This is a genomic window from Paenibacillus sp. J22R98 (genome assembly GCF_059383835.1).
The window spans coordinates 51539-75790 of record NZ_JBXENW010000009.1 but is presented as its reverse complement, the minus strand read 5'-3'; the positions used below and the strand labels follow the sequence as shown (position 1 = coordinate 75790).

Genomic DNA, 24252 nt, shown 5'->3' with positions numbered 1-24252 from the left:
GAAATATTAACGATATGCTCGAGCAAGAACAATTTGGAACAAGAGAACAATTTAATAAACACTTTGCACTGCTGAGGTTAACTTAATTCCCTGATCGGCAGTCTATGTGCATGGAACTACCAAATATGAAGGGTTTTAGGAAACTGTGTCGAATGAAAGTAGCCTATAAGCTATTACAATTGAACTAGAGAGAGGTTATTTCATTGAAGAAAACCATTGAAGCAAATGAAATGTCGGTTATGCGATTATTTTCGGTAGGGAACGAGCAGTTCATCGTCCCTGTGTATCAGAGAAGATATCTTTGGGGCAAAGATCAATGGATGGATTTATGGAATGACATTCAGAATATAGAGGTTGGGGAGGACCATTTCCTTGGCTCCGTAGTGGTCATTAATCCTCAGCATAATATCGAGATAAATCAATTCGAAGTGGTTGATGGTCAACAAAGATTAACAACCCTCTCATTGTTGATTGCTGCTTTGCGCGATAGTTTAATTTTGCATGGGGGCGAACAGGAGTTATCGATTGGAGAGGCTCTCCATGGATATTTGCATTGTTCAACCATGTTCAATAAAAACTTACCTAAACTCATACCTGGTAAGCTGGACAGGGAGGATTTCGCAGCTATTGTTGATCGGAAGATTAAAGATGCGACAAATTCAAATATGTATTCAGCGTATCTATTCTTTAAAGGTCATATTTCCGAACAAACTGATTTGGTCGAACTAGCGAAGTCAATTATTGGATCCTTGAAAGTTGTTCTGATTCAAGTTATGTCACATAAAGATGCTTTTAGGTTATTCGAAACATTAAATGACCGGGGACTATCACTATCAGCTGCGGACTTGATTAAAAACTACATCTTAAGTAAAGCTGCCCGTACTAACGAAGATGAACTTGATGAAATCGTCGAGACTTGGGATGAAATCGTTGAGCTTGTTGGGCAACTAGATCATCTCCGCTTCTTTAGACAAGTATTACTGTCGAAAACTGAAGGCGTATTTTCCTTTAACAAATTATATGATCGTTACAAATCCTTAGTTGATAGAACAGTTTCTATAGTCGAACTAGTTGATGAATTGAAAGAGTATGCCGGTTTCTATAATCAGATTTGTACAGCCACTACAAAGTATTCATCCGTTAATGAAAAGCTACGAGCTATCAACGCAATTGGGGCAGCAACGAGCTATACACTTTTATTAAAATTACTCAAAAATCAAGCAAACGAGCAACAGCTTGTCTCCGTACTTAACTTAATTGAAACGTTCGCACTGAGAAGAGCCATTTGCAATTGGTCCACGAACAACCTGGATCCTATTTTCAACCACTTGGCGCTCAGCATCACGGTCGACACTGAGTGTGTTGAATATGTCAAAGGTATATTGACGAGAGCTGATTATATTCCATCGGATGCAGATTTCGTTGCTAACTTTAAAGCAAAGAACTTTAGACAAGATGATCAATGCAAATACATATTAGAACGTATTGAGGATTATCATGTGAATTTCAGCAAAGAAAAAAGTATAGCAAATCGGTCGCTGGTTCATATCGAGCATATTATGCCGAAAACGATCAGGTCCAAAAGCAGCAAGAAAGAGTATGGGGATTGGGAACTTTACTTGGGCGAAGATATTGCACAACATGAAGTTCATGTCAATAAAATTGGGAATTTAACCTTGCTTGGTTCAAATCTGAACATCTCGGCATCGAATAACCCATTTGAAGAAAAGAAGAAAAATTATGAGCAATCATCGATTCTAATGACCAAACAACTTACAGATTACCCAAAATGGGATATTACTGCTATTAAGGAACGGACTGATAAAATCGCTGGAATTGCAGCAGTGATCTGGAAACTGTAATATCCAAAGGGAGATATCGTAAATGAAGGAAGAAATCGTATTATTCAAAATTCATAATGGTCTCAAGGATGGTAAGGATCATTACGAAGCTACACGAAAACATTGGAAAATGAGCAAACAACGCATTGAAACATTGCAATACGCTGTAGGTATCAATCGTGGTAAGGTGGAATGCGCCTTTCAGCCTGCAACTTGGAGAGTGGTTGAAGATGGTGAGGATAAAGGGAGATTATATTTTGAAGGAACTGAAGCAAGTACTGACTTCGTTAGTAAACTTCAACGAGTTGAAGAGCGATTGTTAAAGAAATTTGGTACAGGAAATCCTGTGGCATATATTTCACTTTCTGAGCTTGATTAATTCACTGTGCGAACTGAACCTAAATTAAGCTAACGAGGGGTATGAACTGTGAAACGGTTCATTTCTTTATGCTTTATGCTTTATATTTCAAGGAGCCAGCCTTGCTCAATCACTAGTTGGTATTAAAATGGTGATACAGCAATAGTTCATAATCGTGATCCTCAACAGTTAAACATCATTAGTCATGAAATAAAAGTAATTGAATGGGGTTAGAAGATGAAGTTACCTAGAAAACTTAAAAAAATGTTATCGACAAACTTATCTAATAATTTATTGGCAGCAGGGACTGTTGGTGGCATCCTCGGATTAACTAATCTTTCACAGGGTGCTACAAGTGCCGCAAATTTAGCAATCGCATTATATTCAGGTTCAATTCTCGCATTAGGTTCTTCAAAGGATCAGGAACGTCTAAGATATCTAAACGGTAAAATGCGGTCAATTTCGAAATTTATTGAAGAAATTAATGAACAAATGATCAAACAACAAATCGTACATTTAAAAAGGTTTACTGAATTTGATATTAATACAGAAGAGTATAATATCCTTGAAGACCTTGTTGATACTGGAATCAAGGCTAAATCTGAATGGATCCGTAAACTGATTAGTCTCTTAACAATATATTATGCAAAAGACTTTGATAAAACAAAAACTGATGAAGTAATCAAGAGTATAGAGATCATTAAATCGTTAGACCAATTTGACTGTATTTTGTTATATTTTCATACTCTTAATGCACTTTTGGAGGCAGAAGATGACAGTAGCAAGAGGGATTTAATACGGAGTAAAATTATAGAGCATAGAAAGATTATTCTAGATAATGATGACTTTTTCGCTCAAAACATTTTTATTTCATCTAAAAAATTAGAATCAACAGGATTAATAGAGAAAGCATGTTCCTTATTTCCGAAAGATGAAGTATTTCCTGAGGGTTACAAGAATAACTCCAATAAGGATGAGCTACTAGACAATTTCAAAGTTCACAATCAAGAGCGTACTATTTTTTATGACAATTTTATAAAAACTCTTGGTGATATTAATTTGGAGTTTTTATAGAGTTCAGGGTGAAGTGGCGTTTTGGGAACTTCTCATATGCTCAATCTGATGTTTTTTACATATATTCGTTTTTAGAGGTGCCGTTGTATTATGATACTTGGTCAGTACTAATTGGTGCACTTAAAATTCGGTAGTATACCTGTTACGGTTAAGGACCTCGAAACAACCCTAAAAAGCAGGTTGCATACCTTCACTCATGTTTATGAAATAACTTGATTCAATATATGAATAAATAAATAGCACCTGTAAACAGTAGTTTCGATTGGGTTTGTTGTCAAAAAATAAGGAGGATGACTCATGGATAACGAGAAAAATACAGAGCTAAGTCAGAACATAGATCAGAGCAGGATTCAAGAGCATATGAAGGATTCTTATAGTATTGAGTTTTTCGTTAATGAGTTGTCGCCTTCAGAATTAGAAAATCAGGGATATAGAAGAATGTCCTTAGAGGAAAATCACTATGTGAAACCTTTGTTTCAATTCGCTCCACAGCTTGTTGTAGATAAAATAAATAAAGGAGCAATTGAACAGGCTTTTAAGGCTGCAACGGAAAACTCATATAAATGCCTTTTAGACCCATCCATGCATTTAGCAACAATAAAAGGAAGTTCAGACGTGTACCTTGGAAGCGGCCTTGATAATGTTACGAATAAGGTAAAAGGACAGGCAAGATTTATAAAAAGTGATGCGGTTGTACCAGCTTCCAATGCTCCACAGGTTGCCTTAAATGCGTTTAATGCTTTGTCTGCTATAACTGGACAGTATTTTATGGCTCAGGTCAACGCCAAATTTTCCGATATTAAAGATGGCATTGATGGAATCAAGCAATACTTAGATGCAGTTAAGCAAAGTGAATTAGAAGCAGCACGTCTGGAATTATACGAAATCATTGAACACATACCATTTATAAAAAAAGATCCAGAAAGAACTCGTGTAACAAATACTCAGATTGAGGATATACGAAAGGTTGCAAGAAATAGTATTGAATTATACAGAAATCTGATTGAAAAAAAAACTAGGCCTAAGGCTTCAAACATAGACACAGATAAGGAAGCTGTGATTTCAAAAAACACAGCAGAGATAAAAAATTACATGGTGCAGTATCATTATGCTGTTTTTGTCTATAATTCAGCTCAAATACTGAAAATATACTTAAATGACGTTATGAATGTCGAAGAACTGAGTATTTTCCGTAATGAGATTTGCGATATAGTAAGCAAGTACAAAAAAACATATGATAAAGCTACAATATGGGAAAAACAGTATCTTGATGAAGCTAATTCTCTTAATAAAGCAAGCAAGAGACAAATCGGGTCAGCAATAGTAAGTGAAATCATTGGCGGTGTACTTGACAGTAAAATTGGCAATTATGGATTTGCTAGAAAATTTGAATCAATAGTCCATATTGGGTTTGACGCTAATAGAAAAAAGAAAAAAGAAGCTCACATTGTCAAAAGCGATAAATACCAACTCAAAATGAATAACATGGAATTGATAGATTCATCGATTGCAGCTATAGATAAATATATTGATATGATTGGTCGAAAGGCAGAAATTGTTTCTGTTGAGGGCGAATACTATATCAAATATCTTGAGACTGAATAAAGTTGTGCATGTAAAGAGCCCCTGCCGAACGGAATAGTTAGCAGGGTTTCTTATATCTCGATGTAAAGTTTTTGTAGGAGAGATTTGATCAAAAATAAAAGAGAAGCTTTATACGAAAATGCATAATATGGCAGCTTAAAGACGCCAATCACAGAATTAAAGGGATTGCTTTAATCACATTATTATTTCAATGTTTTAAAGTTCTGGAGTAGTTGGAAAAGGAAAAAAGCATATAGTAAAAATGAATTTCTAAATTGAGTGAAGTAGCTGTAACTAATGGGACCAAATATTGTAGTTAAAGCAAAAAGATCGTATAATACACCTTAGGTTTATGGGAAATATATCTAATAGCTATTATAGACAGTTATAACTTTGGGAGGGTCAATTTTATGACAGATGATCTAAAATACTTTTATTTGTATAACAGTGCTGTACCCCAAAATACAGATTTCATGAAAATTATTAAATCACACACCTTTACTATGGCAATACATGAAGCGAATCAATTCATTAATGGAAATCCTAAAGCATCATTAGATTTGAAGAATGAAAAGTTTGATGATAGTGATGAGAGTAAAGCTAAATTACAAATGAGGCATCCAATTTTTTCAGAGCCTAGCGGGATTTGGGTGTTGTTATAATTTCACTTTATTTAACAATGAATTAACACATATAAAATGAAGTCACGTTACTAGATGGTTATGTAACAATTAAAAAATGGTATATATGAAGGGACTGTCCCCCGTTTTTGAGATACCCTTCAAGTTTAAGCGGCCAGTCGTCGGTACTCAAACGGCGACTGGTTATTTAGTTTCGTTTGAATGCGAATTGAGTTATAGTGAGATACGATTGAAGCGAACGATATTGTATTTCTATATAGTAATGAAACAGGAATTCATTGCTAGAGGAATAGCCATAGACATTTGCTTACCGCCCTTTTAGCCTTAAGGTGTGGCAATACATTACGAGAAATTGTATCTTAATTGCTAATGATCATAATGCTTTTTGTAGGTTCGCTCCTTAATTATACATTTACTTTCGACCGACATATGTATCCTCTCTGAGTACATGTATTCGAACACCATGTACCCACCAAAAATTAACTGAGTACATATACATGCACCCAATAATTTTTTAATTGGGTGCATGTATTTTCTTCTGAGAAATTGGTGAAAAACTGGTGTAACTATTGGTGTAAACCTGGTGAAAAATTGGAGAAAAACCTCACCCTAAACTAACAAAACGAGCCTAAACAATCAAAATGCGAACACCAAAAATCCACTAAAATCAAGGCTTCAGCCCGCTGTAACAGTCTCTAAAATACTCATTTTTTGACCCGCATACGGTGCATGTGAAATCTGTGAATTTTTTGTCAAAATGATATTGCAGAATAATTAATTTCTGCTAATAAATAATGTCTGTAAACCGCTCGGAATCAGGCATTCGCCTGATTCCGAGCGGTTTTTTCTTTTACAAGCAATTTCTTAGTTTCAATTAATTGATTTATAGGCAAAACGAAAAATACTAGCCGACTTCTTATAAGTACAGATACATAATTCTCATCTTTTAATCAAATTAGAGCATTGTAAAACATTAAACTTGTCCAAACTTAATAAAGACGAGTATGATAAAGTTAACCTATTGGAACTTATGGAGGAAGTCATGAAAAAAAATATCCATGTAGTTGGAGCAGTCATTGTTAATGAAGGAAAGATTCTCTGTGCGCAAAGAGGGGAGAATTCAAGCTTACCGTTAAAATGGGAATTCCCAGGCGGGAAAATTGAAGCGGGAGAAACACCACAAGCTGCTCTTCATCGCGAAATACTTGAAGAAATGCATTGTCAGGTTGAAATTGGAGAGCAGATTGAGCATACGGTATATGAGTATGATTTCGGATTTGTTCATCTAACGACTTTCTATTGCAAACTTATTGATGGTACCCCTGTTTTAACAGAGCATGCGGCAATACAGTGGTTGCCTGTGTCTCAATTGAGCGCCTTGGACTGGGCACCTGCAGATATTCCGGCAATAGAGAAAATCGTCGAACAGAATCAAATTGAATCACTATAAATTGCACAATTTAAACCAACTTAAGGACTACCAGCAAATAATGCGTAGGTGGTCCTTTTTGTATGCTAAAATAGTAATTGCTATTAATGTTATTAATTAGGGTGGGCTAAAATCAAATGACAAACACAATACTAGTAGACGCATTATCTTTAAGTATTAGCCAACCCTCTCAGTTCGCAGATCAATCACTAAAGACTCCTCCGAAATTATTGGTTAATAATCCCAAAAACAATGAAAGTATTTTAACACCGGTCTTAGAAGAATTGTCGCAATGCCAATCCTTTATGTTTATTGTGGCCTTCGTAACTGAAAGTGGCCTAGCGACATTAAAGGCACAGCTCCTGGATCTAAGTCGTAAAGGCATTAAAGGTAGACTACTGACATCTACTTATCTTTATTTCAATCATCCGAAGGTGTTTAGAGAACTACTTAAAATTAAAAATATGGAGGTTCGTCTATCGGACCTTAAAGGCTTCCATTCTAAAGGTTATATATTCATTAATGAGCTGCAACAATCACTGATAATTGGTAGCGCGAATTTAACTGCCCAAGCACTCAAAGTGAACTATGAGTGGAGTGTTAAGCTAACACTGAATCCAGATGCGGAGATCATACACCAAATCACCAATCAGTACGAGGAAGTATGGCTCGAATCTAGTGTGCTAACAGAAGAATGGATTATGAGTTACGAGAAGACGTTTATTCAATATTCAGCTAAGAAAATCATAGAAGAATTATCGGTTGAAATTCTTAGTGACAAGAAAATCCCTACGATTATTCCTTCTATTGAACCAAACAAAATGCAGTACTACGCCTTGCAAAGAATAGATGAAATACATCAAGCCAATAAACAAAAGGCATTGATAATCTCAGCCACCGGGACAGGGAAAACATACCTATCTGCTTTCGATGTAAGAAGATATAATCCGAAACGAATGTTATTTATCGCTCATAGAGAGCAGATATTGCTTAAGTCGAAATCCGATTATATAAGCATAGTTGGCGGAGATGAAAAGGATTATGGGATCCTATCGGGTAATAGCAAGTGTGATCAAGCCAAGTATGTTTTTGCTACCATTCAAACCATCTCAAAGACCGATGCGCTTAAACATTTTGATCCAGAGTGCTTTGATTACATATTAATCGATGAAGTACATAAAGCTGGGGCAGCATCCTATCGTAAAGTGATTGATTATTTTAAACCGAAATTCTTAATGGGAATGACAGCAACACCTGAACGATCCGATGATTTCAACATTTATCAACTTTTTGATTACAATGTTGCCTATGAGATTAGATTGCAGGAAGCTCTAGAAGAAGAAATGCTTTGTCCGTTTCATTACTTTGGAGTTACGGATTTCGAGCATGAAGGTCAAATTATTGATGATACGACGGTATTAGGGAAGCTTGTTACGGATGAGCGAGTAAATCATATGATTGAGAAGATCGAGTATTATGGCTTCTCTGGGGAGAAAGTAAAGGGATTAATATTCTGCAGTCGTAAAGAAGAAGCGATTATGCTTTCTGGAATGATGAATGCAAGAGGATATCGAACAGTCCCTTTAACTGGTGAGGATGATATTAATCAGAGGGAATTACAAATTCAAGCTTTGGAAAACGGAGCACTTGAATATATTATTACGGTTGATATTTTCAACGAAGGTATAGATATTCCTAGCGTCAATCAGGTAGTCATGTTAAGACAAACACAGTCGAGTATTATCTTTATACAACAGTTGGGCAGAGGTTTAAGGAAACATGATACTAAAGAGTTTGTTACGATTATTGATTTTATAGGGAATTACAAAAACAACTACCTTATTCCTATCGCTTTATCCGGCGATAAATCAATGAATAAAGATAACATACGAAGAAAAATGAAGGACACTAGCTACATTAATGGCATTTCTACGATTAATTTTGAAGAAGTGGCTAAGGAACAAATTTACAAATCAATTAACAACAGCAATTTGACGGAGCTTAAGAAACTAAGGGATGCCTATATTGAATTGAAAAACCGAATTGGTCGTACACCGAAATTGTACGATTTTATTACTAATAACTCATTGGATCCTTTGGTCCTACTAGATTCTCATGACTCGTACTACAAATTTCTGAAAAGAATTAATGAAGTGGTTCCAGAACTAAGTGTATTTGAAGAGAAGATTTTGGCCATGCTTTCAACCGAAATTCTTCCTGGAAAACGGAAGCACGAGATCGTGTTATTGGAGTTGTTGTTACAACAAGAGACAGTTTCGTATGAGCACTATCTGCACGCGTTACAGCAATTGAACTGTCGAGTGGATGAGGCAACACTTGCATCGGTTGAACGTGTTTTAGACTTATCCTTCTTCGTTACGGCTCAGCGTGAGAAGTACGGAAACAAACCGATTAGCACATTAATTGATGGGAAAGAGTTTATATTAAATGCGGAAATAAAAAACAAAATGAGTAAAAACTCTTATTTCCACGAATCGATAATCGATATTCTTGAATGTGCTAAAGCGAAGTCGAGCGACTACGATGGAAGTTCACTACTAACGTTGTATCAGAAATACACGCGTAAAGATGTTGGTAAATTGCTGAACTGGGGTAGCGATGAAAGCTCTACGATGTATGGTTATAAAACCAAACATAATACCTGTCCGATATTTGTAACGTATCACAAAGATGATGACATCGAATCAGGCATAAAATACGAGGACGAGCTTCTTTCTCCACAAGTCTTGAAATGGTTCACAAGAAGGAATCGTACCATTCATTCTGAAGAGGTAAAGAAAATAATCGATGCCAAGGAGAATGGAGTAGAAGTTCATATCTTTGTGAAGAAGGACGATGATGAAGGGGGCAGCGACTATTATTACTTTGGTAGAGCAACCCCTGTTCCAGCTAGCGTTGGGCAAACCATAATGAAAAGTAAGACTGGTAAAGACGAGCCTGTTGTCTTTATGAATATGATTATGGAGAATCCAGTGGAATCTAGAATTTATCATTATGTGAAGACTGGGAATACTAGTTCTTCAATTACTTCGTGAAGCATTGTCGATTGATTGCTTATTAGGAATAGTTTTTAAACCCACATTCACCTATCCTCAGTAGCCCAAGCGTATTCAACGCTTGGGCTTTTGTTATACGAATCTCCTGACCGATTCGACGAGATGCATTACAAACATCGCATCTAAAATACGCTTATCAAGTGCCCACTTCCTTAACAAAGGTCCGGTTCTCATCAAGACAATAATGCCCTCGTAAAGGAGAAGATTACCTTATAGGAACTCAATTGCAACAGACGTATGATAAGACTAGTCCACAATATGCAGAGGTTCATTCTGAAAAATGATGACAGGATTTAAAAAGTAGTAAGATTACGTTATTTGCACGTACGCTTATCGCTTTTTGAATCCTGTTATTTTTTTGCCCGTGAAAACCTTAACACCAGATCGATTGTGGACGGATGCACTTATACCAGATTAGACACGGAGAATAGGAGAGGTGATGCCGAAGCGAACACAAAAGTGAGAAAGTGTTGTCAGACCACACTTTGCGAAACTCGGGATCCTGATGGGATGGGGGTAAAGGTCTTGCTGGACCCTACATCAATACCATACGTTCATAAATAGGTTAGATATGGAGGGACGTTTAAGAATGATAAAAAGACGTATATTAGTCTATTTCCTTATGACAGCGATGCTATTAAATTGGTTTTCGATTCCTACGACAGTCAGCGCGGCATGGGGAGATACCGTAAATCTTTTGACTGTTAATGCAGGCGCAGATGGGAATACGGCCACAGAAACCATTGCACCGGACGGACAGACCGCATGGAGCTTAAACACCGGAACCTCGAAGAACGGGGGACCTTGGGATAACCTCTTCACGCCGAGCGTGACGTCACATCCGGATCTATCAGCTTATAGAGACGGCTACTTCGTATTCGAGATGTACGTTCCTAATGAAGGCTTCAAAAATATGCAAGGAAATAACTGGCTTGTCATCGTAAGCGATCAAAATAATGACTTTAACACCAATTCTCGTCTCCAGCTTAATTTAAGCGGGGTTACAGCTGCAGCAGTGGGCACATGGGCGACAGTCTATACGAAGTTATCGTCGTCAAGTGCCGTAGCCGGGGCTTTCGATGATGCCTGGCTAAACCAAGTAAATAGACTGGCCATGCATCTGCAATGGGGTACGAGTGTCCCTAATACCAGTGTTTTCATGAAAAACCCGCGTTTCCAGAAGAGTACGTTAGGAGTCCCGGTATCACAATCAACGGTCCCCGCGCTTGACGTAGCAGCAAAAACAGTAACAGCGAACGCACCGGCTAGCGGGCAAACTGTGGAGTTCGCAATAAGCGATAATGGAAACGCTCCTGCATCCGGTTGGGTAGATGGAATGAATAACGGTGGTGTTTATACGTATCAATTTGACACATTACCTTCAGCAGACACCTACTATGTATTCGCGCGCTCGAAAGCAGATAGCAACTACAACTTCACCGGAGCATCTTCAAGAATTACCGTAACATCAATTAACGAACAAACATTGGTAAATGAAGCGGCGGCGTCTCTGACATGGGATACGATTAAAGGTAGTAATACTTCGAATAACGATGTCAAATCGCAACTTAATTTTCCGACGGCAATAGGAACAACTAACGTAGCATGGTCTTCGGACAATGCAGCAATAAGCAACACCGGAAGTGTAAATCGTTTATTGAATAGAGAAGTAGACAAAACCGTAGTACTCATGGCGACAATAACCAAGGGTGCTGCAAGTGCTACGCAAACTTTTACTTTGACGGTGACAGCCGTACCGGCGGCGGTAAATGCTCAAGCTGCGACGTTTTTTCCTAATAGCAATGAGGGGACGAACACGACTGCGCCGGATGGAAACAACGCGTTCAAGTTGGGAGCTGGGCGGATTGGCGCGGGCGCTGAACGGATTTGGGATGCCCGCTTTATTAGTAGCAGCGGCAATCAGAATTTAATAGGTTATGCGGATCAATATTTTGTATTTGATATGTATGTTACGCATACAGACCTGTTGAATCTTAACGGGAATAACTGGATTGCCATAGCGGCTGGCGGTAACAGTGTTGACACCAATTCGCGTCTTAACCTTAATGTTAACGAGATCAGAAGCGGACATGTCAATGAATGGATGACGGTATATGCGAAATTATCAGCAGCAAATTCTCCTAATGGTTTCAATCCCGTGAATTTGGACACGGTACAAGCAGGAAGATTGCAAATGCAATGGTCTGCTGTGCCCCAAGGCGACATCTATATCAAGAACCCGCGTTTCCAGAATACCGTGGATTCGCCGAAACCGATTGCCGCAGCTGTTGAAACATCCGGCAACGTTACGTTATCGGCAGCAGCGCCGTCAAACGGTCAGGCTGTGCAGTTCACGATCAACACCTCCGGTAACGCTCCAGCAGTCGGCGATTGGACGACAGGTACGCTCAATACAGGCGTGTATACGGCCACATTTACAAAGCCAACGGGCAACACCTATTATACATTCGCACGCACGGCTCAAAGTACGCAATATCCTTTCGCAGGAACGCATACAAGAGTGAAAGTGGAGCATCTTGACGACACGCAAGCCATAACAAACGCGGCAAATCATCTGACATGGGACACGATCAGGAATGCGAACGCGATTCAATCCGAAGTAAGAACCGGATTGTCTCTGCCGACAACGGGTATGAATGATACGGCTATAGCGTGGTCGGCTGCACCGGCAGGTGTCATAAATACCTTAACTGGCGTGGTAACTCGCGACCCTGTCGCAGACAAAGCAGTAACCCTTACCGCGACAATAAGCAAAGGTAGTGCAACACCTGTTCATGTACCTTTTAATTTGACAGTGGCCAGTACGGCTAATGAGCTTGCTGAAGTGTTCATTGACTTGAACAATCCAAACACATTTGTTCAATCCGGCAACAAACTACAAGGCAACGGCATAGGCATCAGCCTCGACGGAGACAGTGTCCCAGTGGTGGTCGCACCACAAAGCGGTGTAGGCGCTGCGAAGGTTGGCGACTTTATGTACGTCATTGTAAACGACCCTCGTCTTGCGCAAGTAAACAAGGTTGAGTTAACGGTCACATACTGGAGACCGAGCGCAACCGGCGGTATTTCGTTACATTACAACACGATATATCCTGGCAGTTTCTCCGGATTCGATGCGTATAGATCTGCGAGCATTCCGGCGACAGGAAGCGGCAGTACTTGGGTAACTTCAAAAGTTGTGCTTAACGGAGCCAATTTTGCGATAGGTGCACAGAATCAAGGCGCGCACCTCCGTTTCGCTACACCTGGAGCAATCATTCAGAGTATACGAATAACCGAAATTCCGCCAACGGATGCAGAAGCGGTACAACTTGCTTCGGACGCGCTGATTTGGGACGTGATCAAGGGCACGAACACCAGACAGGATCTGGTTGAAACAGGTTTGACTCTTACTACGACGGGTTCGGCGAGAACGAACATTGCGTGGACATCTACGAATAACACGGTTATAAACAGCAACACTGGTGCAGTAGATCGTCAAGTAGCCAATGCAGCCGTAACCCTCACGGCGACCATAAGCAAAGGCGCGGCAATGGTTGTCAAAACATTTACTATCGTCGTTCGCGGAACAGGTGACGGAACCGACGAGGCTGCAGTAGATAATATGATGAACAAGCTGACATGGGATGCAATCAAAGGCGTGAACGCTTCTGAGGCTAATGTGACGACGAACTTAGTTCTTCCGTCAATGGGTGAGAATATGACGGATATTACATGGGAGACATCCGCTGCCAACCTCATAACCGCTGCAGGCATGATCCCGACAAACCGTCCGGACGACGGCGGCGTAGTAACGATTACAGCGACGGTTACAAGAGGCCCGGTATCCGATCCTGTAATCAGGACTAAAGCATTCGTACTGACAGTTCCGAATAGACATGATTACGCAAAATATATGAGAACGGCAATTACTCAGGTACACGATGCGAAAGATTGGGCGATCTCTGACTTCAACGTACTTGCTTTCGGTGCAATAACCGATGAGATGGCACAAAATGAAGGCATCGTTAATCCAGACAACAGAGAGGCTTTCCAAGCGGCGATTGACGCGGCTTATAATGACGGCGGCGGCGTAGTCTATATACCGGCTGGAACTTATGCGTTCCGTACGGAATCTACCGGCACCATAAGCGTAAAAAGCACAACCGGCAATACAACATATGAATATAAACAAGTTTTAAAATTGCGGGCAGGCGTACAGCTCCGCGGGGAATGGGATAACCCCGATGAGGATAATTACGATGGTAAAATCGACGGAACCATTCTCGCGGTATATGCCGGCAAAAATTCCGCCAATTATGACACGTATGTGGACTCTGACGAGAGAGAAAATCAGACAGGCGGTAAAAAAGTAGCTAATGTGTCCGATAGATTTATAGACATGGAACAAGGCACAGGTGTAACTAACCTCTCAGTATGGTATCCCGAGCAGGATATTACTGCTGAAACCGTTGTTGAGAAGAGGAACGAGAACGGTCAGAAGACAGGGGAATTCGAGACCATTCATGGAATTCCGTATCCGTGGACGTTCTATCAAAGAACCGGAAACAGCGTGACGCTGGATAACGTTACTCTTGTCAACGCTTGGGGAGGATTCATCTCGCTGCCGAGCGAAATGCATTATGTTCTGAACAGCAAGTTGACGGCTCTCTACAAGGGCATCGTGGTTCACACCTGCACAGATATCGGACGGATCGAGAACGTTAACATTGACCCGAACTATTGGGCGAAATCAGGGCTTAGCGGCGCTCCGACTCTTTCGGCTGCGAAAGCGTACACAAGAGCGAACGCTACCGGATTTATGATGCATCGTTCCGACTGGGAATATGTGTCTGGTTTACATGTTAGCGGGTATAAGACGGGGATGTGGATCGGAAGAGAACCTGGCGGCGACGAGTCTCCGAACGCGCAGTTCTACGGATTAAAGATCGAAGACAGTCAAACGGGCATCTATATTGACAACGCTAACGGTTTCGGTCTGCTGATCTCGAATTCGGAATTTGGCGGCGACACTGCAGTAAATGTTAACGAACGTTTTAACACATCTGTTCAGTTCAACGGAGTTGCATTCAAAGGTCCGATTGTAAGCAACGCCAGAGGCGGAGTTATATCGTTTGAGGATTGCACGTTCGACGAATATGACAATTTCGCGCTGAACTTCCTCAATCGAGGCAACGCATTAGTCAGTCAGAGCAACTTCAAACAAGCAGACAAACATGCAAATCTCGGAACAAACTTCGGAACTTTTAAGTCGGTAAATTCCGGTTATAACCTTAACATCGAGAGCGCTAACCTTGCCGCTCACATTGATAACCTTAAACTTGACGTTAAGGGTGGCGGTAATGACACCACGGTACAAATCGTAAATGACGTCGATTATCTGTTTGAACCGATTCCGAAGGACGTAAAAACAGATATTGATGTACATCCTAGACCGACATCAAACGCAGTGCTCAGACTTGACTTGCCGCGCTCGTTAACAAGCAACGTACCAACCGTGGATATAGCTGCAGAATTGCAAGATGCTCTTAACTATATTAAAGCTAATCAAGGCGGTGGCACTGTATATTTACCAGGTGGAAGATATAGACTGGATAATCCTATAATCATTCCCGAAGGTGTTGAACTCAGAGGAACATGGGACGTACAGCACCATACACAAGGCGGCGGTACGGCGATCTTTACGACTTACACCGGCGGTGCCCAAGGGGAAAATGGAAGCTCTCTCATTCAACTTAAGGCAAACGCAGGTCTCAGAGGACTTAACATTACGCAAGCGAATCTAACCAGCGTCAACCTCGACGATCCTAATCAAACGCTAAAAACTCCGTTCTTGGTACAAGGGCAAGGCGCAGGCGTATATGCAATCAATTTAACGATTCCAATCGGGGATAAAGGCATTGACCTTGCTTCCTATAAAACCGACGGTCACTATGTCGATTATTTAGGCGGCACGCTCTTAAGAGCAGGCATCTGGGTCGGCGGAGGCGGGGAAGGCGGATTTATCAGAAATATGCAACTCAATCCGCATTACGCTTTGAGACTTCCGGGAGGTCAAGGCTATACGGCACCTTCAGGCGATGTGTACGGATTCGTACAAAGATACCTCAGTGCGCTCAAATTCTCCGATGTGGAAGACGAGACGATTTTTAACAATTTCGTTTATGGTTCGGTATACGGCGTCCACTTCCTGAAGAGAGACTTGGGGAACGGCCAATTCGCATACCCGGGAAAATTGACGATGATCGGTCATGGCTCGGACGGATGCGCATACTCCTTGTATGTGGAAGACGCGGACGAACACACCCAAATCATCGCGATCAACTCGGAATTGGTGAATACGAACATCGCAACGGAGCCAAACAGAGCGTATATCCGAATGGGCGATGTACCGAATACCGCCAAAATTCACCCCGACGCTGAACTTGTTCTGTACAACAGCGCGTTCTGGGGAAGCCCAAGCGTAGCGGGAGCGGTAGTCAATAACGGTATCGTTCGTATCCAGCAAGGAAACTTTACTCAGCTGCCAGCTAACAACCCGGGTATAGACGTCTACGGCGGAAAAGCGAATGTATACTCCTCTTACTTCCAACCGTCTAAGAACGGTCAGAATAATAATGTGTATGCCATGCTGCGCACGGGCGGCACATCGATCGAACTTAGCAACAACTATTACGCATCCGGTTTGAGAAACAGCACGCCAGTCGACAATCCATATGGCATTTACGGCTCGGATCTATTGGCGGAACCGTTTGTGTTTAGCCTTACCAGTAACGGAGCTGAGCAACAATTTAACTTTAAGTATAATGTCGGAGGAAAAACCTCTGCACCAGGGACACTGACAATTGGTTCCCCGGCGGCTTATGCTGAAGATTTCACTCCAATCCCATTTAACGCGCTTGCGGCAGGCGAATCCGTAACCGTAGATTTACCGTATTATGTTGCAGGTCTGATCACATTCGAGCTTCAACTTGAAGACGGAAAGACATACAAATATACGGCAAAATTAGACGCAGCTTACGCTGAAAAGGTAAGCTCCGCCGGCGCGGAAAATCCGGCCAGAAGTGCCGCAACTCCAGCATATGTAATGAACACAAAAGATTATGTAACTGCGGGAACGTGGGATGGTCCCCAAGACCTTGGCGTAGAATCGCATTTCGCATGGGATGACAGCAATTTATATGCATACATTGTCGTTACAGATGACGTACACTTCAATAGTCAGTCTGGAGGAAATATATGGAGAGAGGACAATTTGCAGTTAGGCATTGATTTACGCAATCCTGCAACCAACAGTACGACGCGGAATGAATTGGGATTCACGCTCACCAATGACAACGAAGTAATCAAATGGGCTTGGACTCGTCCTGCAGGCGCCAATGCACCGACTGCTCCAATCACGGATATTGTGGCAGTGATTACGAGAGATGAAGCAACTAAACAGACGATTTACAGTCTCAAAATTCCGTTTAATACCGTTCATAATAATCCTGCATCACTACTCGCGAACGGAAGAATCGGGGTATCGGTAATGCTCAATGAATCTGACGGCCCGAATGAATCTGACAGCACCAGAGGCACATTTGAAGTTGAAAGCGGGCAATTAAAGAGTTCGGATTTATTTACAAATTTATATCTGTTAAGCGCAGGCGGATACAATGAAATGCTTGAAACATCAGCAGAGGCTGCCGTTTCAAAGGCGCTCGAGTCTGGATCTGCTGCCGATATCGCTTTAGCTCTCAACTTTGTCGCTATTCTGGCAGACGGTCAAGTTAAAGCAGAGCTAATGGCGTTACTTGCGCCTCCTGTCACGGTTATAGACGCGACACCAACGGCTTACGTAGAAAAACTTAACGGTAATAAAAATAACTTGACTATCACGGTTAGAGAAAAGTATTCCGACGGTTCGTTTATTGATATCAAAAAAACGTTCTCTATCCAAAACAACGCGAAAGGGACGTACGAAGTAGGCCAATATAAAGTCTATGTGGACACAAAAGGAAACACGCAAATCCGAGAAATCTATATCGTGTCTCCAAAACCGAACCAGATTTGATTTAAACGAAGCAGCCCCATCATGTTGGGGCTGCATTTTTATTTATTTTAATAGTGGGCATATATTGCCGAACAACTAGGGCATTGATTCCTCTTTAGGAGATGTAGTGTGCTGACCTCTAACCCGTTGCAACAGGATGATTTGAACATCTCTTCCTACTGATATACAATTAATGGAATATCTTTGCGTGTCATCGTTTGACCTAGTAAAGGAGCACATCTAATGTTTCATACCGAAGCATCTCCAGGACCACGCGAGAAGAATTATGAGACAGTCATCAATCAGCGCGATCAATTCGTACAGCAGTTATGCGAGCACCTGTGAGGTTACAATGATGAGCTATCAAGTCACTTCAGAATGGAACGAGAACCTGTGGCGTAAGGTAGAGCCCGTGTACCGGGAAGCCTTCCCCGAACATAGAGGGAAGAGCGAAGGCGTAATCCGCCGCATGTTTAAACGAAAGCTGAGCGAGCTGCATACATGGACGGAAGCGGGCGAGGTTGTCGCTATCGCGCTGACATTCACTGACCGTGGGGCGCACGTGCTTGTGCTCGATTATCTCGCTGTGCGGGCAAGTCGAAGAGGCGGCGGTTTAGGCAGACAGTGTGTGGAAGCAATCAGCGAATGGGCGAAGTCATCGGAATCCTGCCGTGCGATCATTATCGAGGTCGAGGCGGAGCAAACGGAGGAGAATGCGGAGCGCATCAAATTCTGGCTGCGGACAGGCTTTCAGCTCACAAGTTATGTGCATCCTTATATCTGGGTGCCTGAGACGTATCAGGCAATGTATTTGCCGCTGGAGGCTACTTTTAAGCCGGAGGATGACGGCCAATCGCTGTTCAAATTCATCACCAAGTATCATGAGAAAGCGTACCGAGGAGGAGATATAGAATAGCGTATACGCAGTCCCTTTATGTGGGGGCTGCGTTTTTTGTTTTTCCCCCACACAAATCTTTACAAAAACACCTCCCCCACTTAACGGACAATCAACACTCCCTCTCTACCATAAGGGAGAGAGTTAAAAATTGGATTATCCAGGAGGAGAGAACGAATGAAACTACTGCTGATGGGTGACTTGCATTACCACGAAATCGATACGACGATTCCGGGGCTGCCGGAGGCTAGGACGGCTTTCTATCAGACGCTACTGGAGCAATTCGTGGATACAGATGCCGACTTACATATATCGCTTGGAGACCTGACGAATTTCGGCTCGGCTGTGGAGCTGCTGGAAGTGTATGATCTGCTGTGGCATGAGAAGCGGAATTTCATCCATGTGCTAGGCAACCATGATCTGTACTCGCAGACACGTGAGCAAGTGCTGCAGATAACGGGGCAGGAGCGTTATCACGCCATCGATACGGACGCAGCGACGCTGGTGTTTCTGGACACGGCCAGAGAGATGAACACCGCCGACTGGAGTGGCTGGATGGATGAAGAGCAGCTGCAGTGGTTGGAGTTCTGTGTGGAGAAATCGGGCACGAAGCCGCTGCTTGTCTTCGGTCATCACCCCGTTTATCAGACGACGACCAGATCGGAATTGGACAAAGGCTCCATTCATCCCAGCATCGACATGTGGCGTATTCTGAATCGGAAACAGGGGACAGGCGTCTATTTCAATGGTCACACACATGTGAATTCCATCGTAGCTCAGAACAATTGGACGTTTGTGCAGTTGGCAGCAGCCCTAGATCAACCGGGCTTCCGAATCGTGGAGCTGGAGGATGAGCAAATTCGGATCTCGACGATAGACGTCATGTATCTGGAGGAGCATGCTGAAACCCTTCACAGACATATCTCACATTTCGGCCACAACCCGAACGCTCGCGGACTAGACGCAGACCGTGAATACAGTATTCCCTTGTCGCCAGTAACAGCAACAGCGGAGCAGCCTCAGTAATGGAGACGATAAGAACGAAGAACGCTGCTCTGGAACATGCGTCATTTCTAGAGAGGCTCTCCGCGCACCGAATGATCGCTTCCATCAAGGACCCGAGACATATTGAGACCGCATTGTCTCTACGCCACCAATTGAGCGGGGTCTTCCTGTTAACCGGGCACATAGGCGTTATTAAAGGGTATGTGGACGTGTTCAAGGAACACCAGCTCCCCGTCTTCCTGCATCTGGAGAAGATTGGCGGTCTGAGCACGGACAATTACGGGCTGGATTATCTGGCGAAAGTCATCAAGCCGACGGGCATTATTTCGACGAAAACGAATGTCGTGAAAACCGCGAAGAAGATGGGGCTGCTTACGATTCAGCGCTTCTTCCTCGTCGATAGTGAGGGCTTGGACAACATCGCGAAGAGCCTGCTTCTGAGTGAGCCGGATATCATCGAAGTGATGCCTGCGCGTATCCCTGATATTTTCGACAAAGTGAGGGCGTTCACTACGCTTCCTGTCATCACCGGAGGCTTGCTGTACGAGCCGGAGCAGGCAGAGGAATGCTTGAGGCACGGAGCAGCAGCGATCTCAACATCTAAGCCGGCGCTATGGAAATCCATCGCATCTACTCTCATCATCCAATAAATGAAAATCCATACAATCTTTGCAATGGGATAACCTGGCGTTAACGAAACTGCTGTAATATTCAGGATGAAAAGTAAATAGCGATCGGTTGGAGTAATGGAGAAACCTTATCCGCTTGAGGGCATATAGCCTTCGGCAGGATTAAGGTTTCTTTTTTGCACGCCCGATTGTACAAATCAGGTAGAGAAAAGGTGGAGGATTGGACGATGGTTAAGAAGCTTACTACTGTGACACTTGCAATGCTGATGACGACAGGTGTGCTGTCGGCATGCGGAGCAAGCGAGAAGAACGCGGACAACAACACTAGCTCAAACACGAGCAACACGACGAGCACGACCAACACAAGCAACACAACAGCAGGAGCAGCAGAGCCGGCAGATGCACCTGCAGCTGACAAGATCGTCATCAAATATTGGTATGCGTACGGTGACAAGATCGAAGAAGCGAAGCAGCACATGGTTCAAACCTTCAACGAGTCGCAGGATAAATACGAAGTCATAGCGGAACACCAAGGTACTTACGACGATCTTCACGCTAAAGTACAAGCAGCCTTCGCAGCAGGAGACGCGCCTGCGGTAACCGATCTGGAAATCTCCTCTACGGGTGTTTTCGCTCACTCCGGCATGCTGGAAGATCTGACGGCTTATGCAGAGAAGGACAAGGATCAACTGAAGCTGGATGATTTCAACCCGGGTCTGATGGGCAATGCCTACGTGGACGGCAAGCTGTATGGACTTCCATTCATGCGCAGCACGCCAATTCTATATAAGAACGTTACGATGCTGAAGGACGCCGGACTCGACCCGGCCGGTCCGAAGACATGGGATGAGCTGGAGCAATACTCCAAAGTGCTGAAGGAGAAAGGCAAACTCGGCATGACCGTGCCTGCCGATATCTGGTTCTATGAAGGCCTCGTTGCTCAGAGCGGCGGCAAAATGCTCAGCGAAGACGGCAAGACGGCTGCATTCAACTCGCCTGAAGGCGTAGCACCGGTAGAGTTCTGGAAGAAGCTGGTCGGTGAAGGGCTAATCAAGATCCCAATGGGTGATGAAGCGGGAGCAACGGCTGACAAAGACTGGTCCAACCAATTGTCCGCATTCAAATTTGCTTCGACTGCCGGCGTGACGGGAAGTCTGGAACTGGCTAAGCAAGGCGGCTTCGAGATGGATACGGCATTCATGCCTTCCAATGTCAGCTACGGCGTTCCGACAGGCGGCTGTCAGCTGGTTATTACGTCGAAGAGCAGCGATGAAGAGAAGCAAGCGGCATGGGAATTCCTGAAATGGATGACGTCGAAGGAAAACACCATCTACCAGCACAAGCATGTCGGTTACTTGCCGACTCGTATGTCTGCGGTAGAGAGCGATGAGCTGAAGCAGCATTTTATCGAGTTCCCGCAATTCAAAGTAGCCGTAGACCAATTGCAATACGCTAGACCGCGCCCGATGGAGAACGCGTATCCGGAAGTGGCGAAGATCATCAGAGAAGCCATCGAGAAAGCCATTCTCGATCCGAAGGTAACGCCTAAGGAAGCGCTTGATCAAGCGGCGGAGAAAGCCAATAAGCTGCTCGGCAAATAATTACGCATCCCTTCACTTCCTTCATAGTTAGTTAAAACCCAAGAGGAGGAGTCTTGCGCTTACGGCGGAAGCCTTCTCCTCCTCATCCTAAGAGCAGGGGAGCTTGATGCATGAATGCAAAGCAACAACGACAACTGGTTGTCTGCGATTAAAGTGGTTATTTTCGATATGGACGGGACGCTCTATCAAGAAGACACCTACCTGGACCGGTATATCCGTTACCTGCTGGAGGGAACGGCACATGAAGGAGAAACTGAGGCGGCTGTTCGCTTAGGGAGAGCGATTCGGGCAGGCGAGCATGAGATCCAATTTGGACATTTTTATCATAGGCTGGATGATTTGTGGTTGGTTCGGGAGGGTGAGTTTTTCGTGCAGGGCAATACCTGGCAGGGGACGAAAGTGGTCGATGAGCAAGCTCATGGCTATGGAACGGTGTCTGCTCAGGTGCCGCATCTCATTCCGATTGGCGACCCGTGGGGCATTGCAACGGCTCTCAATCACAGATATAAGCTTCCCGAGCAGAATTTGAAAGCCGCGTTTGACCGCGTCCGCAAGGAGATGGTCGAAGAAGCTCCCTATCAATTCGAATGCCACACCGATCTGTTCCAGGCTATCGAAGAGCTCACGGCTGTGGAGAAGAAAGTGCTCATGACCAACACCCATCACGAATCCGGCATCGCATTCACGAGCTACATGGGGATCCGTTATATGTTCGAAGATGTCGTGTACGACGCCAATAAGCCTAACGGCCTTCATTCCTATGTCACAGCGCTGCTTAATCAAGGCTATCAAGCGCACGAAATTCTGTCGATCGGGGACAACCCGTGGAACGATCTGCATCCGGTGAAGCAGCTGGGCGGCAGAACATGTTTGATCTCTCCTTATCCGAGCAGCGACCCGGAGGTTTGGGATTTGCGGTTTCACCAGTTGGAGGAGTTGGAGCAGCTCATGCGTACGATTGAAGAATCCATCACAAGGAGGCATATAGCGGATGGCGAGGATCGAGCTGAAACAGATCGGCAAGAAATTCAAGGATGAGACCGTCATTGAGAATTTGAACCTGACCATCAAGGATGGATCGTTCACCGTTCTTGTCGGACCTTCGGGCTGTGGGAAATCCACGACGCTGCGCATGGTGGCGGGGCTTGAGAAGCAGACGAGCGGGGAGATCTGGATTGACGATAAATGCGTGAACGATACGCCGCCGGGGCTGCGGGATGTGGCGATGGTTTTTCAGAATTATGCGCTATATCCGACGATGACCGTCCGCGGCAATATTGAATTTGGTCTTAAGAATATGGGGATTGCGAAGAGCGAGCGCGAGAAGCTGATTATGGATATTTCCGAGATTGTCGGCTTAGCCCCGCATCTGAACAAGAAACCTCAGAACTTATCCGGCGGACAACGTCAACGCGTGGCACTCGCCCGAGCTATGGTGAAGAAGCCGAAGGTGTTCATTCTCGATGAGCCCTTGTCCAACCTGGATGCGAAGCTGCGTAACCAAATGAGAACAGAGCTGATTCAGCTGCACAAGCGCCTTGGTACGACATTCGTCTACGTTACGCATGATCAGGTAGAAGCCATGTCGATGGGGGATGAGATCGTCGTCATGAACAAAGGCGTCATCCAGCAGGCGGATACGCCGATGAAGCTCTATCACGACCCGGCTAATCAGTTTACTGCAGAGTTTATCGGAACACCGGCCATGAACATGATGGATGTACGAGATATCCACGAGCTGGAGATTCAGTCCTCTGCCACCGTGAGCCGTGTAGGATTTCGTCCGGAGCAGGCGCTTATCGGCGCAGCTGAAGCGGTTGAAGGGTTCGACATTGAAGGCGAGATTCTAACCCGGGAGAGTCTGGGAGCGGAAAATATTTATCAAATCCAATCACGAAGCGGTATCTTCTTCGTCAAAACCTTCCTTGCGCCGCTCGAAACGGCCTCGCACGTAAAAGTCACGATTCCGTATGAGCAGCTCTACTATTTCGGCTTGAACGGAGAAAGGCTGCGCGGCGTGGGGGTAAGCTCGAAACGTCTGGCGGCGGCTGGAGGAAGATGA

At 43.6% G+C, this 24252-nt stretch carries 14 protein-coding genes; all 14 read left to right on the top strand.

Going from position 1 to position 24252, the window contains the following annotated elements:
• The first annotated feature begins 203 nt into the window (after window positions 1-203).
• On the top strand, window positions 204-1862 hold the full coding sequence (locus tag AC50Y3_RS22860; protein WP_494821036.1) for a DUF262 domain-containing protein: 1659 nt from the start codon (window positions 204-206) through the stop codon (window positions 1860-1862).
• Window positions 1863-1884: 22 nt separating this feature from the next.
• The gene (locus AC50Y3_RS22855) at window positions 1885-2220 is read left to right on the top strand and encodes a hypothetical protein (RefSeq protein WP_494821035.1); all 336 of its coding nucleotides are present in this window, start codon (window positions 1885-1887) and stop codon (window positions 2218-2220) included.
• Window positions 2221-2436: 216 nt separating this feature from the next.
• A complete protein-coding gene (locus AC50Y3_RS22850) occupies window positions 2437-3273 on the top strand; it encodes a hypothetical protein (protein ID WP_494821034.1) in 837 nt (278 codons plus the stop codon).
• Between the two features lie 297 nt (window positions 3274-3570).
• Window positions 3571-4878 carry a hypothetical protein gene (locus AC50Y3_RS22845; protein WP_494821033.1) on the top strand — a complete coding sequence of 436 codons (1308 nt, stop codon included), beginning with the start codon at window positions 3571-3573 and terminating at the stop codon, window positions 4876-4878.
• A gap of 389 nt (window positions 4879-5267) precedes the next feature.
• Window positions 5268-5519, top strand: a complete 252-nt coding sequence (locus tag AC50Y3_RS22840; protein ID WP_494821032.1) for a hypothetical protein — start codon at window positions 5268-5270, stop codon at window positions 5517-5519.
• 1021 nt (window positions 5520-6540) lie between these two features.
• A complete protein-coding gene (locus AC50Y3_RS22835; protein WP_494821031.1) occupies window positions 6541-6948 on the top strand; it encodes a (deoxy)nucleoside triphosphate pyrophosphohydrolase in 408 nt (135 codons plus the stop codon).
• A 116-nt stretch (window positions 6949-7064) separates the two neighbouring features.
• Window positions 7065-9983, top strand: a complete 2919-nt coding sequence (locus AC50Y3_RS22830; protein WP_494821030.1) for a DEAD/DEAH box helicase — start codon at window positions 7065-7067, stop codon at window positions 9981-9983.
• Between the two features lie 610 nt (window positions 9984-10593).
• Entirely contained in the window at window positions 10594-18081 is a 7488-nt protein-coding gene (locus AC50Y3_RS22825) for an immunoglobulin-like domain-containing protein (RefSeq protein ID WP_494821029.1), read from the top strand.
• Window positions 18082-18346: 265 nt separating this feature from the next.
• Window positions 18347-18976, top strand: coding sequence for a GNAT family N-acetyltransferase (locus AC50Y3_RS22820; protein WP_494821028.1), 630 nt, complete (start codon window positions 18347-18349; stop codon window positions 18974-18976).
• Between the two features lie 156 nt (window positions 18977-19132).
• On the top strand, window positions 19133-19981 hold the full coding sequence (locus AC50Y3_RS22815) for a metallophosphoesterase family protein (protein ID WP_494821027.1): 849 nt from the start codon (window positions 19133-19135) through the stop codon (window positions 19979-19981).
• Complete coding sequence (locus AC50Y3_RS22810) at window positions 19981-20610, top strand: glycerol-3-phosphate responsive antiterminator (RefSeq protein ID WP_494821026.1); 630 nt, start codon at window positions 19981-19983, stop codon at window positions 20608-20610. Before AC50Y3_RS22815 ends, AC50Y3_RS22810 begins: the two co-directional genes overlap by 1 nt.
• A gap of 206 nt (window positions 20611-20816) precedes the next feature.
• Entirely contained in the window at window positions 20817-22190 is a 1374-nt protein-coding gene (locus AC50Y3_RS22805) for an ABC transporter substrate-binding protein (RefSeq protein WP_494821025.1), read from the top strand.
• 114 nt (window positions 22191-22304) lie between these two features.
• Window positions 22305-23228, top strand: coding sequence for an HAD family hydrolase (locus tag AC50Y3_RS22800; RefSeq protein ID WP_494821024.1), 924 nt, complete (start codon window positions 22305-22307; stop codon window positions 23226-23228).
• Entirely contained in the window at window positions 23182-24252 is a 1071-nt protein-coding gene (locus AC50Y3_RS22795; protein ID WP_494821023.1) for an ABC transporter ATP-binding protein, read from the top strand. Before AC50Y3_RS22800 ends, AC50Y3_RS22795 begins: the two co-directional genes overlap by 47 nt.

Excerpts from the sequence above, each read along its gene's own strand:
- AC50Y3_RS22855 (WP_494821035.1), top strand. The coding sequence starts at position 1,885 with ATGAAGGAAGAAATCGTATTATTCAAAATTCATAATGGTCTCAAGGAT.
- AC50Y3_RS22850 (WP_494821034.1), top strand. The coding sequence starts at position 2,437 with ATGAAGTTACCTAGAAAACTTAAAAAAATGTTATCGACAAACTTATCT.
- AC50Y3_RS22845 (WP_494821033.1), top strand. The coding sequence starts at position 3,571 with ATGGATAACGAGAAAAATACAGAGCTAAGTCAGAACATAGATCAGAGC.
- AC50Y3_RS22840 (WP_494821032.1), top strand. The coding sequence starts at position 5,268 with ATGACAGATGATCTAAAATACTTTTATTTGTATAACAGTGCTGTACCC.
- AC50Y3_RS22835 (WP_494821031.1), top strand. The coding sequence starts at position 6,541 with ATGAAAAAAAATATCCATGTAGTTGGAGCAGTCATTGTTAATGAAGGA.
- AC50Y3_RS22830 (WP_494821030.1), top strand. The coding sequence starts at position 7,065 with ATGACAAACACAATACTAGTAGACGCATTATCTTTAAGTATTAGCCAA.
- AC50Y3_RS22825 (WP_494821029.1), top strand. The coding sequence starts at position 10,594 with ATGATAAAAAGACGTATATTAGTCTATTTCCTTATGACAGCGATGCTA.
- AC50Y3_RS22820 (WP_494821028.1), top strand. The coding sequence starts at position 18,347 with ATGAGACAGTCATCAATCAGCGCGATCAATTCGTACAGCAGTTATGCG.
- AC50Y3_RS22815 (WP_494821027.1), top strand. The coding sequence starts at position 19,133 with ATGAAACTACTGCTGATGGGTGACTTGCATTACCACGAAATCGATACG.
- AC50Y3_RS22810 (WP_494821026.1), top strand. The coding sequence starts at position 19,981 with ATGGAGACGATAAGAACGAAGAACGCTGCTCTGGAACATGCGTCATTT.
- AC50Y3_RS22805 (WP_494821025.1), top strand. The coding sequence starts at position 20,817 with ATGGTTAAGAAGCTTACTACTGTGACACTTGCAATGCTGATGACGACA.
- AC50Y3_RS22800 (WP_494821024.1), top strand. The coding sequence starts at position 22,305 with ATGCAAAGCAACAACGACAACTGGTTGTCTGCGATTAAAGTGGTTATT.
- AC50Y3_RS22795 (WP_494821023.1), top strand. The coding sequence starts at position 23,182 with ATGGCGAGGATCGAGCTGAAACAGATCGGCAAGAAATTCAAGGATGAG.